Source organism: Gilliamella sp. Nev3-1 (genome assembly GCF_001690435.1).
Classification (GTDB): domain Bacteria; phylum Pseudomonadota; class Gammaproteobacteria; order Enterobacterales; family Orbaceae; genus Gilliamella; species Gilliamella apicola_C.
Map to the genome: position 1 here is coordinate 1 of NZ_LZHN01000008.1, position 15,138 is coordinate 15,138.

A 15,138-nucleotide genomic window follows, 5' to 3' on the forward strand; every position below is an offset into this window, starting at 1 on the left:
ACCGTCGATGGCTTTAAGGCTTTTTTCCGTTTAATTCTCTTTCTGCGTTGATGGCTTGATTAAGCGCATCAATATATTGACTGGGCTCAACAATACGCTGCTCATTACGTGCTTTGCCTTTATTGGCATTTGCTTTTAGGTGAGTACTGTCCGTATATAATACCCGACCACTTATCAACCCTTTGGCAATGGCCTGCTCAACAATATTATCAAAAATCTGTTGATAGATTTCACTGTCATTAAACCGACGGCGACGATTTTGACTAAGTGTTGAGGCGTCAATCACTTTTTCGGTTAATCCCATTCCCAGAAACCAGCGGTAAGCTAAATTGACCTGAATTTCCTGAACCAGACGACGTTCACTGGGGATACCGAAAAGATACCCCAATAGCATGATTTTAAACAGTCTGACCGGATCTTCTGCCGGACGACCGTTATTCGGGCAATAAAGTGGTGCTACCGCTTCTCGAATAAATTCAAAATCAATGACTTTAGCTATTTTACGAACAAGATGATTTTGGGGGACAAGCGCATCTAGTGAGATTTGCTCTATTTTTTCTGGTGTCGCTGGAGTTGGTTTTTTTAGCATAGAAGAACTTCTCTTATAGTGGACTCCTCTCTATTAGATCAAAGAACTCGCCAAAAAGCGAGTTCTTTGTCATCAATCTGATAGCGCCCTTAAGGCGCTATTTTTTTATCAACGCTAAAATACTATTTGTGCCACTGTAATTAAATATGAATACGATGATAATAATTAAATATTATGGGTCATTATTCGATATAATTAAACGGAAATATAATTCGTATTGATTAATACAATTGGTGTAATTTAGTCATTATCAGGGTTAAAATGATTAAAAAAGCAATATGAGCAATGATTAGAGATTATCTATGGAACAACAAAACATAATTATGACAACAAAGTCGCCTATTATAGGTCGTATTCACTCTTTCGAATCTTTCGGTACTGTCGATGGTCCTGGGATTCGTTTTATTGTTTTTTTTCAGGGGTGCTTAATGCGCTGCTTGTATTGCCATAATCGCGATACGTGGGATTTAAAAGCAGGTCGAGAAGTTACCGTTGATGAGTTGATGAAAGAGATTGTTTCTTACAAAAGCTTCATTATGCCAAATGGTGGCGGTGTAACGGCCTCTGGTGGTGAAGCAACTTTACAAGCTGAATTTGTTACTCAATGGTTTAGAGCTTGCCATCAAGAGGGTATTAGTACCTGCTTAGATACTAATGGGTATGCTAGACAACTCGATCATATAATGGATGAACTTTTAGAAGTCACTGATTTAGTGATGCTCGATTTAAAACAGGTCAATGATGAAATTCATCAAAAACTAGTTGGTGTGCCTAATAAACGTGTTCTAGAATTTGCTAAACATCTACAAAAAATTAACAAAAGAACTTGGATACGTTATGTGGTTGTACCGGGATGGACTGATGATGATGATTCCGCTCATTTACTCGGTAAATTCATTCAAGGAATGGATAATATTGAGCGCGTAGAATTATTAGCTTATCACAAATTAGGGGCTTATAAATGGGACACGCTTGGTGACGAATATAAATTGGCTGGCGTTGAGGCACCGCCAAGAGAAACCATGGACAGGATCCAAGGCATTTTAGAATCTTATGGCCATTATGTCACCTTCAGTAAATAAAATAAAAGGCATATGAATGATCATATGCCTTCCATCTTCGGTTTTCACCATATTATTTTTCGCTTTATTGCTCGTAAAACAAAAAGGCAACCTTCTAAAGCAAGAACACAAACTGACGACCAAATAAGCCCATATGAGACAATGTGTTCAGGCGAAATTGATTCATGTAAAAATAAGGCAGAGACAATAGTAAGTAATACTGGCTCTACATAGCCAAGTAAACCAAACAAACCCATTGGTAATAGTCGTCTTGCCATAAAATACATCGCAAATGCTAGTGCGGTTATTATGCCCAACATTGGAATATATAGATGGAAATGGATAAGATCATCAAGTATCTTGTTAACACGATGACTTATTAAAAAGTAGCCTAAGCAACCTAAGAAAATAAAAAAGAAGTCAGAAAATGTACCTGCAATACCTTCTATTTTTAACTTACGCCGAACCATGAAGTAAATAGGGTAACCTAATGCAATAACGGCAGTTTCCCATGAAAATGCTTGGGTCATATAGATTTCAATAATAACGCCTAATACCGCCAGTCCAACTGATATTTTTTGTAAAAAACTTAACTTTTCTTGGTAGACGAGCTGCCCAATAATTACCATGGTTAATGGTAATAAAAAATACCCTAGTGATGCCGATAATCCGTGCCCATTAAGGGGAGCCCAAATAAAAATCAACATTTGTATTGTTAGCAGTAATGAAGAGAATAATAGCCCAATAAGCAACGATGGTTGCTGCTTAATTCGTGCTAGTAGCATTGCAATTTCAGGCCACTGTTTTTCTATAGAAATAAGAACAATAATAGCAGGAAAAGAAGTTAATAATCGCCAACAGAAAATATCAATAACGGATAACGGTTGTAATAAAACAGGATAGTAATAAAGTAAACCAAAAAGGCATGACGCCAGTATCGAAAGTGTAATGCCTTTTATCATTTTTCCACCTTAATTAATAAAAAAATAGCGCTAATTATTAGCGCTATTGTATGTGTAATGTCCAGTTTTATCCGATAAACTCAACGCCATTCATATAAGGAATTAAGACGGATGGGATTTTAATTGTTCCATCTGCCTGTTGGTAGTTTTCCATAATGGCAACCAGTGTGCGACCAACCGCTAATCCTGAACCATTTAAAGTATGAACTAAATAAGTTTTATTATCGGCCTTATTACGGTAACGAGCTCGCATGCGACGTGCTTGGAAATCCCACATATTAGAGCAAGAAGAGATCTCACGATAAGTATTTTGCGCTGGAACCCAGACTTCAAGATCGTAAGTTTTACATGAACCAAAGCCCATATCGCCAGTGCATAACACAATTTTTCGATATGGTAATTCAAGTAATTGTAGAACTTTTTCCGCATGGGCAGTAAGTTCTTCTAATGCTTGCATAGATTCTTCAGGCTTAACAATTTGAACCAATTCGACTTTATCAAATTGATGCATACGAATTAATCCGCGAGTATCTTTACCATAAGATCCTGCTTCAGAGCGGAAGCACGGCGTATGTGCTGTCATTTTTAATGGTAATACGCTTTCATCAAGAATTTCATCACGCACGAGATTGGTTACAGGCACTTCAGCAGTTGGAATTAATGCATAATTGCTGTTTTCTGTTTCTTCATCTAGCGGTTTAGTATGAAATAAATCACCCGCAAACTTCGGCAATTGTCCTGTGCCAAAAAGCGTTGTCTGATTTACCAAATACGGCACATAAATCTCGGCATAACCATGTTGTTCAGTGTGCAAATCTAACATAAATTGAGTTATAGCTCGATGTAAGCGTGCTATTTGTGATTTCATCACGACAAAACGTGCACCGGTTAGCTTTACTCCTGCTGCGAAATCTAGCCCACCAAAGCGCTCGCCCAATGCAACATGATCTTGAATCGGGAAATCAAACGTTCGTGGGGTTCCAAAGCGAGAAATTTCTATATTGTCATTTTCATCTTTGCCATCAGGAACGGAGTCATCAGGAATATTAGGAATAGTAGAAGCTATATCTTTAATTTGGTTAAGTAAGATATCAAGCTCAGCTTTAGCGCTATTAAGTTTTTCACCAAGCTTATTCACTTCTTCACGTACAGCTGAGATATCCTCGCCTCGTGCTTTAGCTTCACCAATTGCCTTTGAGCGAGCATTACGCTCAGCTTGCAAATTCTCGGTTTCAACTTGTAATACTTTGCGTTTTTCTTCTAGTTGACGGATAGTATCAACATCTAATTTAAATCCACGGCGTGCTAGTTTATTAGCAACAAGATCAAGTTCATTTCGGAGTAAATTCGGATCCAACATAAATAATGTCCATTATTATTAATTAAGTAATATTTTCACTTCATTATTATTCTAATATAGATAACAGAACATATAAATCAAAAAGTGGGTAATTACATATATTAAAATTTGTGAACTTAGTATACTAGAATTATATTGGTATTCAACCAAAATGGCGCACCCGAAGGGATTCGAACCCCTGACCGCTCGGTTCGAAGCCGAGTGCTCTATCCAGCTGAGCTACGGATGCATGTAAACTCATGAAAAAGTGGTGCATCCGAAGGGATTCGAACCCCTGACCGCCCGGTTCGTAGCCGGGTACTCTATCCAGCTGAGCTACGGATGCATTTTGAATTTATTAAAATGGTGCATCCGAAGGGATTCGAACCCCTGACCGCCCGGTTCGTAGCCGGGTACTCTATCCAGCTGAGCTACGGATGCATATTTTAATTTTAAATGGCGGTGAGAGAGGGATTCGAACCCTCGATGCAGCTTTTGACCGCATACTCCCTTAGCAGGGGAGCGCCTTCAGCCTCTCGGCCATCTCACCGAAACATTATGATTTCGCTTTAGCAACAAAATCATAATGTGTGGCGCACATATTACGGTTTACAAAAAATAAGTCAAACATTTTTTTGTTTATGTGCGCTTAATTGTTTATTTCCTACCCAATATCACCCCATTGGCTTGGATAATTCATCATTTGTCTCTTTTGACTGATGAATCTTGTTATATATCTCTTCCCTATGAATTGAAACTTCTTTAGGGGCATTGATACCAATTCTGACTTGATTACCTTTAACACCTAAAATAGTAATGACTACATCATCACCAATAATTAGTGTTTCACCTACTCTCCTAGTTAAAATTAACATTCGATCTCCTAATATCAGTTAAGTATATATCTAAACAATTTTTAAGATATAGCTTCGCTAGCCTTCTATCAGTAAGATAAAATTTTGCAGAAAAAACTCTAATATTTAACTAATAAATAATCGAGCATATCTGGACTAACTTGCCTGTAATTTATTACTGATTTCCTTTTTTACAGAAGATAATGCTTCTGGTAACGCTGAAAGATCCATTCCACCTGCTTGAGCAAAATCAGGTCGCCCACCACCTTTACCACCTACCTTTAACGCTAATTGAGAAACTAATTCACCAGCTTTAACTACTCTGATTAAATCATTGGTGACTCCAGCAGCTAAATTGATTTTGCCATCATTAACGGCCGCTAAAACAATTACGCCTGTTTTCAATTGATTTTTTAGACCGTCAATCATAGTGCGCAATAATTTTGCTTCGACATTATCAAGTTTAGCAATTAGTAAATTTGTACTATTGATTTTTTCGCATTGATTAAGCAATTGCGCACTATCTTGGCTTGCTTTTTGTGCTTTTAATTGCTCAATTATTTTTTCAAGCTGTTTAGTTTGTTCAAACAGTTGCTCAATACGGTTTAAAACAGCAGACTTATCGCTTTTAACTACTTGTCCAATCTGAGTTAATAAATTAGACTCATGATGGATCAGATCCATTGCATTTTGTCCTGAGGTTGCCTCAATACGGCGCACGCCAGATGCGATACTTGATTCGGATATTATTTTAAATAAACCAATATCACCCGTTCTATCTACATGAGTACCACCACAAAGCTCAATTGAAAAATCACCCATTGTAAGAACTCTAACAATATCTTCATATTTTTCACCAAATAAAGCCATAGCGCCTTTATCTTTGGCTTTATCAATTGGCATTAGTTCAATCTCTACAGGTAAATTGTGGCGAATCTGTTGATTAACCAAATTCTCTATCTCAATAATTTGTTCTGGCGTAATAGCTTGATTATGCGAAAAGTCAAAACGCAGATAACTATCATTAACTAAAGACCCTTTTTGATGAACATGATTACCTAAAACACGTTGCAACGCAGCTTGTAACAAATGTGTAGCTGAATGATTACGACGAATACGCTCACGTAACTCCACATCAATTGCAGCAGTAACATTATCGCCAACTTTTAAAGAACCTTTAATTATTTTACCTATATGACCAATACTTTTGCCGTATTTTTGACTATCTAAAACAGTAAATTCAACATTTGCTGCTGTTAATAATCCTTTATCGCCAATTTGACCACCAGACTCGCCATAAAATGGTGTCTTATCTAAAATGACAATAGCATCATCGCCAGAATTAACACTTTCAACTTTTTGACCATCTTTAAATATAGCGATAACTTTTCCTGATGATTCTGTTTCTTGGTAGCCTAAAAATTCTGTTTTATCATCAAGTTTGATAACATTACTATAATCAACATTAAAAGAGCTTGATTCACGGGCTCGCTTACGTTGCTCTTCCATGCATAAATTAAAGCCAATTTCATCAACAGTAATATTTTTTTCACGACATACATCAGCAGTTAAATCTAAAGGAAAACCGTAAGTATCGTAAAGTTTAAATGCAATATCTCCAGGTAAAATGTTTCCCGTTATTTTAGTTAATTCTTGATCAAGTAAAAACAACCCTCGTTCTAGTGTCTTTAAAAATTGCTCTTCCTCAATTTTGAGTGCGTCTTCGACCAACTTCTGGTTTTGTCCTAATTCAATTGCAGCACTTCCCATTACTTCAATTAATGGTTTAACAAGTTTATAGAAGAAAATATCTTTGGCGCCTAACATATGTCCATGGCGTACCGCACGTCGAATAATACGGCGTAATACATAACCACGACCTTCATTAGATGGAAGTACACCATCAGAAATTAAAAATGCGCAAGATCGAATATGATCGGCAATGACTCGTAAAGATTTACTTTCCAAATCTTTAGTTTGAATAATTTTAGCTACATCGTGAATTAATTTTTTAAATAAATCAATTTCATAATTAGAATTAACATGCTGAAGCACCGCTGCAATACGCTCAAGCCCCATACCTGTATCAACTGATGGCTTAGGCAATAGTTCCATTGTACCGTCAGGGCATCGGTTAAATTGCATAAAGACAATATTCCAAATTTCTATATATCGGTCACCATCTTCTTCAGCGCTTCCAGGAGGGCCACCCCAAAGATGATCGCCATGATCATAGAAAATTTCAGTACAAGGACCACAAGGACCTGTATCGCCCATTTGCCAGAAGTTATCCGAAGCATATGGCGCGCCTTTATTATCGCCAATACGAATTATTCGTTCTTTAGGGATACCGATTTCTTTCTCCCAAATAGCATATGCTTCATCATCTGTTTCATAGACAGTAACAGTTAACCTATCTTTTGGTAGGTTAAACCATTCTTCACTGGTTAATAGCTCCCAAGCAAAATGTATTGCATCATGCTTAAAATAATCGCCAAAACTAAAGTTTCCTAGCATTTCAAAAAAAGTATGATGGCGAGCAGTATAACCAACATTGTCTAAATCATTATGTTTACCGCCAGCGCGGACACAACGTTGTGATGTTGTTGCTCTAGAATAAGAGCGTTTATCAATACCAAGAAAGACATCTTTAAATTGATTCATTCCAGCATTAGTAAATAATAGTGTTGGATCATTATGCGGGACAAGGGAACTACTTGTGACAACTTCATGTCCTTTGCCACGGAAAAAGTCAAGAAAATTTTGACGAATTTCTGCAGTGCTTTTCATTTATGCTTCCATATAAAACGATAGATTTTTAAACATAGTAATATACCCGCTACAACTAAAGTTGAAAAGTAAATATTCTTATATCGAAACGGATCTAACTAATATTACAAGTAAATAAGGGAAAACTAAAAAAGAATTTGCGAGCTTTATTTATAATTGCTTTTGTTAAGCTATATACCTAGTATTGTAGATATTATAATTATTTAAGTCAATAAATCGTAAGCAGTTTTAATATCATCTTGTGTATAACCTCTCGTCATTAAAAATTGCATACCTTTTTGTTTATTATTATTATTTTTACAATCAATTTGTTTTAGCTTTTTTAGTAATTGCTCGTATGCCATATTTCCCCAATTGATATCGGCAATTTGCAAAAGTTGCCGGCTCAAATCAACAGGTAAACCTCGTTGTTTAAGTTCCATGGCTATTTTATATTTTCCATAACCTTTTTGGGCTCGCATAACAATATAATTTTCAATATATTGTTCGTCATTAATCCAATTTTGTTTTATACAATATTCAATAATATATTGAATTTCAATTTTTAGTTTGGTTAACTGGTCATGGTATTCTTCATCGGTGTATTGCAGTTTTTTTATGAAAAAAGAGGCTATTTTTTGGCTTAGCTCATAAGAAGAATGGTTGCGCTGTGCAAGTAATTGCACAGCTTTATTGAGCATTGATTTGTTCAGTTTTGTTTCCATTATTCAACGCTTTCGCTTTCTGATGATATAGCTTGGTCATCAGATGTAAAAACAGCAGGGCTATTTAATAATAATTCGCGTATTTTAGTTTCAAGTTCTGAAGCGATCTCAGGGTGTTCTTGTAAAAACTTAATTGAATTAGCTTTACCTTGACCCACTTTCTCGCCATTGTAGCTATACCACGCTCCTGCTTTATCGACTAACTTATGCTTAACGCCTAAATCAATTAACTCGCCTTCTTTCGAAATACCACAACCATAAAGAATTTGGAATTCAGCTTGTCTAAAAGGGGCTGCCACTTTGTTTTTAACCACTTTTACTCGAGTATCACTACCAATAACATCTTCACCTTCTTTTACAGAACCAGTACGGCGGATATCTAAACGTACTGATGCATAGAATTTCAGTGCATTACCTCCAGTTGTCGTTTCTGGACTACCAAACATAACACCAATTTTCATACGGATCTGGTTAATAAAGACAACTAAACAATTGGCATTTTTAATATTCGCAGTTAGTTTTCGCAATGCTTGTGACATTAAACGAGCTTGTAATCCCATATGAGAATCGCCCATTTCACCTTCAATTTCTGCTTTTGGTGTTAATGCAGCTACTGAGTCAACAATAATAACATCAACAGCACCAGAACGAACTAAAGCATCACAAATTTCGAGTGCTTGCTCTCCTGTATCGGGTTGAGAAACGAGTAAATCATCGACTTGTACCCCTAATTTTGCAGCATAAATAGGATCCAGCGCATGTTCAGCATCAATAAATGCACAGGTTTTACCCTCTTTTTGTGCTTGAGCTATCACAGATAAAGTTAGCGTTGTTTTACCAGATGATTCAGGGCCAAAAATTTCAACAATTCTACCCATTGGTAGGCCACCGATACCTAATGCAATATCGAGCCCTAAAGAACCAGTAGATACCGCATCCACATCCAACGTTTGGGTATCGCCTAAACGCATAATTGAACCTTTACCAAATTGTTTTTCGATTTGACTTAATGCTGCTGAAAGTGCGCGTTGTTTGTTTTCGTTCATATTATAAAATTCCAATGAGTTAGGATATGGCTATATATTATACTGTATTGTTATACAGTATCAAGTTTTTTTTATATATAGAAATTATTTAGTTAATCATGAGAACTTCTTCACAATTTTTTTATAAATAATTCATTTGATGTCATAATTGAAACTAACAAATGGTGATGAAATATTGAGATTCAAGATTAAATTTATTGAATTAGGCGGTTAATTTTACGATATATACTATTTGAACAATTTTAAACGCATAGTGGTTGCTTAAATGCACATAAAAGGCGTAAATTATTTCATCATCCAATTTAATTAATTTAATTTGCTAATGCTTTCATAACAAAATACCATTTGATATCATTAGCGGTGCAGAGGGTTTAATCCACTTTATTTACGAAAGTAATTATTCCACAGCCAATAATTTAAAATAATTCACTAGCTTTTATACTTAAACGTTATATCGATTTAAAATATTTTACAGGTTAAAAATAAATATCGAATAAAGGAAAATAATGACCATTGATAAACAACATTATGTTTTATGCTCACACTGTGATTTGGTCATAGAATTATCTAATATTGAGGTAGGGCATAAAGCTGTTTGCCCTCGTTGTAATACCACGTTGGCTAAAAATAATAGCAACATGAAATTTAATGCAACTATGTATGCAGCCTGTTCATTAATTATGATTATTGTAGGATGTGGCTTTCTTTTTATTGATATTCGTATTGTGGGTAATTTTATTGGTATTAGCTTATTAGATATTCCTAAAACCCTTTTTTTTGATAAATATCATTATATTTCAGCACTTTTTATCTTATTTGTTTTACTCTTTCCTATATTAAATTTATCAATTATTATTTTGCTTTGTTCAAAATTAACATTAACAAAATATCGTAAACGCGATCTACTTATTGTTCATGAAAAGTTTCAACACTGGTGTATGCCTGAAATATTTCTTACTGGAATTTTAGTGAGTTTTGTTAAACTCATGAGTTATGGCAGTATTGGCGTTACGAGTACATTTTGGGCATTTTGCCTGTTTGTCTTTTTTTATATAAAGTCTTTAGTGATTTTTTCTCCGGAAACCATTTGGAATGAAATTCATCGTAATAATTTTGTTCAAGGTATATTACAAGCTGGTGAAACGGGAATTTGTCAAAATTTGAAATTATGCAGTTGCTGTGAGGCGATATTACCTGAGCATTATATAAAATGTCCTCGATGCAAACAAAAAAGCAAAATCAGAGAACGTGATAAGATACAATGGACTATTGCTTTATTGGTTACTTCATTGATTCTTTACATTCCTGCTAATTTATTTGGCATTATGATAACTGTTGTATTTGGTTCGCCATCAAGTTCAACAATTATGGATGGTGTCATTTATATGTGGCAAGCAGGTGATGTGCCTGTTGCACTTGTTATTTTTATTGCCAGTGTCGCTATTCCCATCTTAAAAATTATTTCGCTAAGTTGGCTTTGTTATTTTGCACTAGCTGTAAAACGAAAAAATAATCATAATTGCTTGAAAATGAAAAAATTATATACAGCAGTTGAATTTATTGGTAAATGGTCAATGATAGATATATTTGTGGTTTCTGTTATTTGTTCTTTAGTTAGAAATCAGCAAATGATGGGCGTTTATCCTGATATTGGCGTTACATTTTTTGCAACTGTTGTGATTATTACAATGATTGCATCACAAAAATTTGATCCTCGTTTAATTTGGGATCTACCGCAAAATAAAAAATAGATTAATAGGAACAATATGACAACATCAAGTAAATTAGCAAAAATAATTAAAATTAGAGCTATTTCAGCAATATGGATCATCCCCATTGTTACTGCAATTGTTGGTCTTTGGATAATCTATGCGCATTTGGCTGATAGAGGAACATCGTTTACATTGCTTGCAAAAGATGCCAATGGTATTGTTGCTGGGAAAACGGTTATTAAAAACCGTAGCGTTGATGTCGGTATCGTCGATGAAGTAACTCTATCTGACGACTACACGCAAGTAGTAATAAAAGGGCGTATTTATAATGATATGGATCCGCTACTAAAAAATGACTCTATTTTTTGGGTTGTGAAGCCAGAAATTGGTCGAGATGGCATAACTGGACTTGGCACGATTTTATCGGGTGTTTATATAGAACTCGTTGCTGGAAATGATACCCACAGTTTTCAACATAAACCTTTTGTCCTGTCTGATGCGCCTCCGTTGTCCGATCCAAGCATTAAAGGAATTCGTCTAAGTTTAGAAAGCGATCAAAATGGGGTAATTCCTAGAGGCGCGTCTGTCATGTTTCATGGTTATCGTGTAGGTAATGTTGAAACGTCAGAATTTGATGTTGAATCACGTAAAATGAAGTACCAAATTTTTATTACCAAACCTTACGATGTACTAGTAACACAAAATGTCCGATTCTGGAAAGAAGGCGGAATTAACTTAACCCTCTCATCTCGAGGCGCTAGCTTAGATGTCCCTTCTTTAGATGTCTTAATGTCTGGTGGAATCAGTTTTGATTTGCCTGAAGGTTCAAAATTAGGTGCGCCAGCTGAACAAAATTCAGTTTATACATTATACGAAGACAAAAAATCTATCCAAGACTCACAATATACTGAATACAAAGAATTTCTTATTATGCTTTCTGATTCTATTTCTGGCTTATCAGAAGGGGTACCTGTTGAATATCACGGAATTAGGTTAGGAACAGTTTCGAAAGTGCCATTTTATACCGCTGAAATGTTAAAACAATCATCGATTTTAAATAAAAGAGTTCCGATATTAATTAGAATTGAACCCGATCGTTTATCAGAACTTGTTGATGAAAAAATTGACATTGCGGCATTGATCATCAGAGAACAACAAAATGGCTTAAGAGCTTCATTAAAAACTTCCAACATGTTCACAGGCGCATTATATATAGATCTTGATTTTTACCCTGACTTAAAAAATAAATATGATCCAAAATTAGCGCAACAGTTTGGTTACGATACCATTGAAACAACGTCGACAGGAATTGCACAAATTCAAGCAAAAATTATTCAGCTATTAGATAATTTTAATAACTTACCACTGAATAACACCGTATCTCAGTTTAATAAATCATTGGCTACCAGTGAAAAACTAATGAATTCATTAAATCGAATTATGGCGAGTAAAGAAATGCAGAATATGCCAAAAGATCTGCAAAAAACATTACGTTCATTAAATGAAACAATGAAAGGACTACAACCAGGATCTGAACTGAATAATCAAATGAAAGAAAGCTTACAAAAAGTTCAACAAATGATGGATGAACTTACCCCGTTACTTAATACGCTCAATAATAAAAGTAACGCACTGATTTTTTCTGCTCCGACGAAAAAGGATCAAGAGCCTAAAGCAAAAGGTAAAAAATAATGAACAAAATAGATAAAAAGTTACTTATAGTCATATTTATGCCATTGTTTGCTATATTAGTGGGTTGCTCGGCTGGCAGCCCAAGTAAAAGTTATTTTCAGCTAACAAGTAATCCACTCAGCCCAGTGTCAAAAAATATGAAAATCACTAATCATTTTATTTGGATTGAATCGGTTGATGTGGCAAGCTTTTTAAATAACCCAGGTATTGTATTGCAAACAGACGATATCAAATATGAAACGGCAGCGAATCATCTATGGGCATCAACTTTATCTCAACAACTTGAAGAGCGATTAACGCAAGATTTAACCGCTTTGTTGCCTAATTATGTTGTATCTAGCCGATCAATTACAACACCAATACTAACGGTAAAATTATTTATAGATAGCTTTCATGGCAGTTATACGGGGGATGCGATAATTAAAGGCCGATGGGTTGTTACTGACCGTAAAAATAATATTGAAACCAAACCATTTGAGCGCCATGTTCCTTTAGCAACCAATGGCTATGATGCTTTAGTTAAAGCGCTATCAAAAGGATGGCATGATGAGGAGTTAGACTTTGCAAACTCAATAAAGCATTAGTGTTTACACTGACATTCCGTTAGCGTGCTGACGGAATGTCTAAACTTAAATGGCAATAGATCTTAGTGACAGTTTGAACTGGCTAAAAACCTTATCATCAATTTCCACCCATTTGCGAACACTATTGATAAAAGCAATTTTATCAGCATTTAAAAGATCATCTTTTACAATTGTTTTTTCTAACAACTGATTGTGATCCAAATAAAATTGCCGCATGGTACCAGCAAGTAATCCCGATTCTTTTTTAGGCGTAAACCATTGACCATTAAATCGCAATGCAAGATTTCCATTGACAAATTCAGTTACTTCATTGTGTTGATTAAAATTAATATACTCTTTCCCAACCGCTAAATCTGGAAAGTGCTCACGATTTGATGTCTTATGATACAAATACACATTTTGAGTATGAACACACTGTGGTGCTAATCGGATTTCATTAATGCTCATCGGCGTATTAATGATATCTTTACTAATCGTGCAATACCCATCTTTTTGCTGTAAAATTCTCACTTTATAAAGATTGTTAGGCATTGAATTTGCTAACTTAATAAGTTGTAACTTAATTACGTGAATGTCACAGTTAAAATCAAAATAATCAGCTGATTGGGCAAGCCTGCTTAAGTGTTCATTCAATAAAAAGAATTGCCCTTTATCTAGCAATAACGATTCAATGATATATTTTGGAGTAGAAGTAGTACGATGCAAAATGGCTGTTTTCGCTAAGATCTCGTTATACTCGTCTTGTGATGTTGAATCCCACGTGATACCCCCACCAACGCCATAGTACATCTGTTGATTATGCACAGTTAGGGTACGAATTGGAATATTAAATATGGCTTTATTCATATACGGCTCAATATAACCAATTGTTCCGCAGTAAATGCCACGAGGTGTATTTTCACTGTCTGCAATAATTTGCATAGTACTGGTTTTTGGTGCGCCAGTAATTGAACCACAAGGGAATAGCGCCTGAAAAATTTGATATAAATTGGCATCGTCTTTCAATTCACCTTGAATCGTTGACGTCAACTGCCAAACAGTGGGATATTTTTCAGCCTCAAACAATTGAGGCACTGTGACAGAGCCAGGCTTTGCAATTCTACTTAGATCATTACGCAATAAATCAACAATCATCATATTTTCGGCTTGATTTTTTTCTGAAAATAATAAATCTAATTGCTGTTTATCTTGCTGGTTATTTAAGCCACGCCCTGTTGTTCCTTTCATTGGCTTTGTGGTAATAATATTATTGTCTAACTTGAAAAATAATTCTGGCGAAATTGATAAAATATAATAATCGTCAAACTCAAGATAAGCACAATAATCTGCCTGATTATTTTTTTGTAGAAAGTGGTAATAATCAATAGCGCTTTCATTAAAGGGTGCAGTAAATTGAATAGTGTAATTAGTCTGGTAAGTATTGCCTAATTCAATTTGTGATTTAATATAAGCTATTTTTTGCTGATATTCATCAAATGCGGTGCCACTGATTAAATCAAAATTTGGGGGTGTATAATCACTGATTTCTGGTTGCTTAAGGACAGTAACATCATCAAAAATACCAAATAAAAGAAGGGGTAAATCTTGATTAAAATCATGACTATTTTTGGTTTGGTTTGCACTATTTAATCCCATTGCACTTTCATAGGCAAGGTAACCAACAGCAAAATAACCTTGTTGAGTAAACTTTTCAACCTCATCAAGTTGTTGCTTAATTGAAGAACAATCATGTGACACTAACACTTTGATAGGATTACAAAAATATTTACGCTCACCTTCAAAATCGATATAAATTTTCATTTTAA

At 35.1% G+C, this 15,138-nt stretch carries 11 protein-coding genes, 4 tRNA genes and 1 pseudogene; 4 read left to right on the forward strand and 12 right to left on the reverse strand.

Features of this window, described 5'->3' with window-relative positions; genetic code table 11:
- Positions 1-16: 16 nt before the first annotated feature.
- Positions 17-589 (reverse strand): annotated as a pseudogene (locus tag A9G40_RS01440) (IS5 family transposase); the annotation flags it as partial.
- A gap of 302 nt (positions 590-891) precedes the next feature.
- Here A9G40_RS01440 and pflA point away from each other — a divergent pair.
- Positions 892-1,671, forward strand: a complete 780-nt coding sequence (pflA, locus tag A9G40_RS01445) for a pyruvate formate lyase 1-activating protein (protein WP_218057015.1) — start codon at positions 892-894, stop codon at positions 1,669-1,671.
- Positions 1,672-1,715: 44 nt separating this feature from the next.
- Here the strand turns inward: pflA and rarD are convergent, their stop codons facing one another.
- The 10 genes from rarD to recA all read right to left on the reverse strand — a co-directional run bounded on the left by rarD (position 1,716) and on the right by recA (position 9,345).
- Positions 1,716-2,612, reverse strand: a complete 897-nt coding sequence (rarD, locus tag A9G40_RS01450) for an EamA family transporter RarD (RefSeq protein WP_065581590.1) — start codon at positions 2,610-2,612, stop codon at positions 1,716-1,718.
- A gap of 67 nt (positions 2,613-2,679) precedes the next feature.
- Entirely contained in the window at positions 2,680-3,972 is a 1,293-nt protein-coding gene (serS, locus tag A9G40_RS01455; protein ID WP_065581591.1) for a serine--tRNA ligase, read from the reverse strand.
- A 152-nt stretch (positions 3,973-4,124) separates the two neighbouring features.
- Positions 4,125-4,201: transfer RNA gene (locus tag A9G40_RS01460), tRNA-Arg, on the reverse strand.
- Between the two features lie 19 nt (positions 4,202-4,220).
- Positions 4,221-4,297 (reverse strand) — tRNA-Arg (locus tag A9G40_RS01465).
- Between the two features lie 18 nt (positions 4,298-4,315).
- Positions 4,316-4,392: transfer RNA gene (locus A9G40_RS01470), tRNA-Arg, on the reverse strand.
- 16 nt (positions 4,393-4,408) lie between these two features.
- Positions 4,409-4,501 (reverse strand) — tRNA-Ser (locus A9G40_RS01475).
- Positions 4,502-4,625: 124 nt separating this feature from the next.
- Positions 4,626-4,826: a carbon storage regulator CsrA gene (gene csrA, locus A9G40_RS01480; protein WP_065567772.1), complete on the reverse strand. Its 201-nt coding sequence runs from the start codon at positions 4,824-4,826 to the stop codon at positions 4,626-4,628.
- 135 nt (positions 4,827-4,961) lie between these two features.
- Positions 4,962-7,595 carry an alanine--tRNA ligase gene (gene alaS, locus A9G40_RS01485; protein ID WP_065581592.1) on the reverse strand — a complete coding sequence of 878 codons (2,634 nt, stop codon included), beginning with the start codon at positions 7,593-7,595 and terminating at the stop codon, positions 4,962-4,964.
- A 203-nt stretch (positions 7,596-7,798) separates the two neighbouring features.
- On the reverse strand, positions 7,799-8,299 hold the full coding sequence (locus A9G40_RS01490; protein ID WP_065581593.1) for a regulatory protein RecX: 501 nt from the start codon (positions 8,297-8,299) through the stop codon (positions 7,799-7,801).
- A complete protein-coding gene (recA, locus tag A9G40_RS01495) occupies positions 8,299-9,345 on the reverse strand; it encodes a recombinase RecA (protein WP_065581594.1) in 1,047 nt (348 codons plus the stop codon). The genes A9G40_RS01490 and recA overlap by 1 nt, the downstream gene beginning before the upstream one ends.
- Before the next feature lie 506 nt (positions 9,346-9,851).
- On the opposite strand from recA, the gene A9G40_RS01500 reads away from it, so the two are divergent.
- The 3 genes from A9G40_RS01500 to A9G40_RS01510 are packed head-to-tail and all read left to right on the forward strand — an operon-like array spanning position 9,852 to position 13,333.
- A complete protein-coding gene (locus tag A9G40_RS01500) occupies positions 9,852-11,096 on the forward strand; it encodes a PqiA/YebS family transporter subunit (RefSeq protein ID WP_081302109.1) in 1,245 nt (414 codons plus the stop codon).
- A gap of 15 nt (positions 11,097-11,111) precedes the next feature.
- Positions 11,112-12,749: an intermembrane transport protein PqiB gene (gene pqiB / locus A9G40_RS01505; protein ID WP_065581596.1), complete on the forward strand. Its 1,638-nt coding sequence runs from the start codon at positions 11,112-11,114 to the stop codon at positions 12,747-12,749.
- Entirely contained in the window at positions 12,749-13,333 is a 585-nt protein-coding gene (locus A9G40_RS01510; protein ID WP_065581597.1) for a PqiC family protein, read from the forward strand. The genes pqiB and A9G40_RS01510 overlap by 1 nt, the downstream gene beginning before the upstream one ends.
- Positions 13,334-13,378: 45 nt before the next feature.
- Here A9G40_RS01510 and pabB read toward each other — a convergent pair whose 3' ends face one another.
- Complete coding sequence (gene pabB, locus A9G40_RS01515; protein ID WP_065581598.1) at positions 13,379-15,133, reverse strand: aminodeoxychorismate synthase component I; 1,755 nt, start codon at positions 15,131-15,133, stop codon at positions 13,379-13,381.
- Positions 15,134-15,138 lie beyond the last annotated feature (5 nt).

Excerpts from the sequence above, each read along its gene's own strand:
- pflA (WP_218057015.1), top strand. The coding sequence starts at position 892 with ATGGAACAACAAAACATAATTATGACAACAAAGTCGCCTATTATAGGT.
- rarD (WP_065581590.1), bottom strand. The coding sequence starts at position 2,612 with ATGATAAAAGGCATTACACTTTCGATACTGGCGTCATGCCTTTTTGGT.
- serS (WP_065581591.1), bottom strand. The coding sequence starts at position 3,972 with ATGTTGGATCCGAATTTACTCCGAAATGAACTTGATCTTGTTGCTAAT.
- csrA (WP_065567772.1), bottom strand. The coding sequence starts at position 4,826 with ATGTTAATTTTAACTAGGAGAGTAGGTGAAACACTAATTATTGGTGAT.
- alaS (WP_065581592.1), bottom strand. The coding sequence starts at position 7,595 with ATGAAAAGCACTGCAGAAATTCGTCAAAATTTTCTTGACTTTTTCCGT.
- A9G40_RS01490 (WP_065581593.1), bottom strand. The coding sequence starts at position 8,299 with ATGGAAACAAAACTGAACAAATCAATGCTCAATAAAGCTGTGCAATTA.
- recA (WP_065581594.1), bottom strand. The coding sequence starts at position 9,345 with ATGAACGAAAACAAACAACGCGCACTTTCAGCAGCATTAAGTCAAATC.
- A9G40_RS01500 (WP_081302109.1), top strand. The coding sequence starts at position 9,852 with ATGACCATTGATAAACAACATTATGTTTTATGCTCACACTGTGATTTG.
- pqiB (WP_065581596.1), top strand. The coding sequence starts at position 11,112 with ATGACAACATCAAGTAAATTAGCAAAAATAATTAAAATTAGAGCTATT.
- A9G40_RS01510 (WP_065581597.1), top strand. The coding sequence starts at position 12,749 with ATGAACAAAATAGATAAAAAGTTACTTATAGTCATATTTATGCCATTG.
- pabB (WP_065581598.1), bottom strand. The coding sequence starts at position 15,133 with ATGAAAATTTATATCGATTTTGAAGGTGAGCGTAAATATTTTTGTAAT.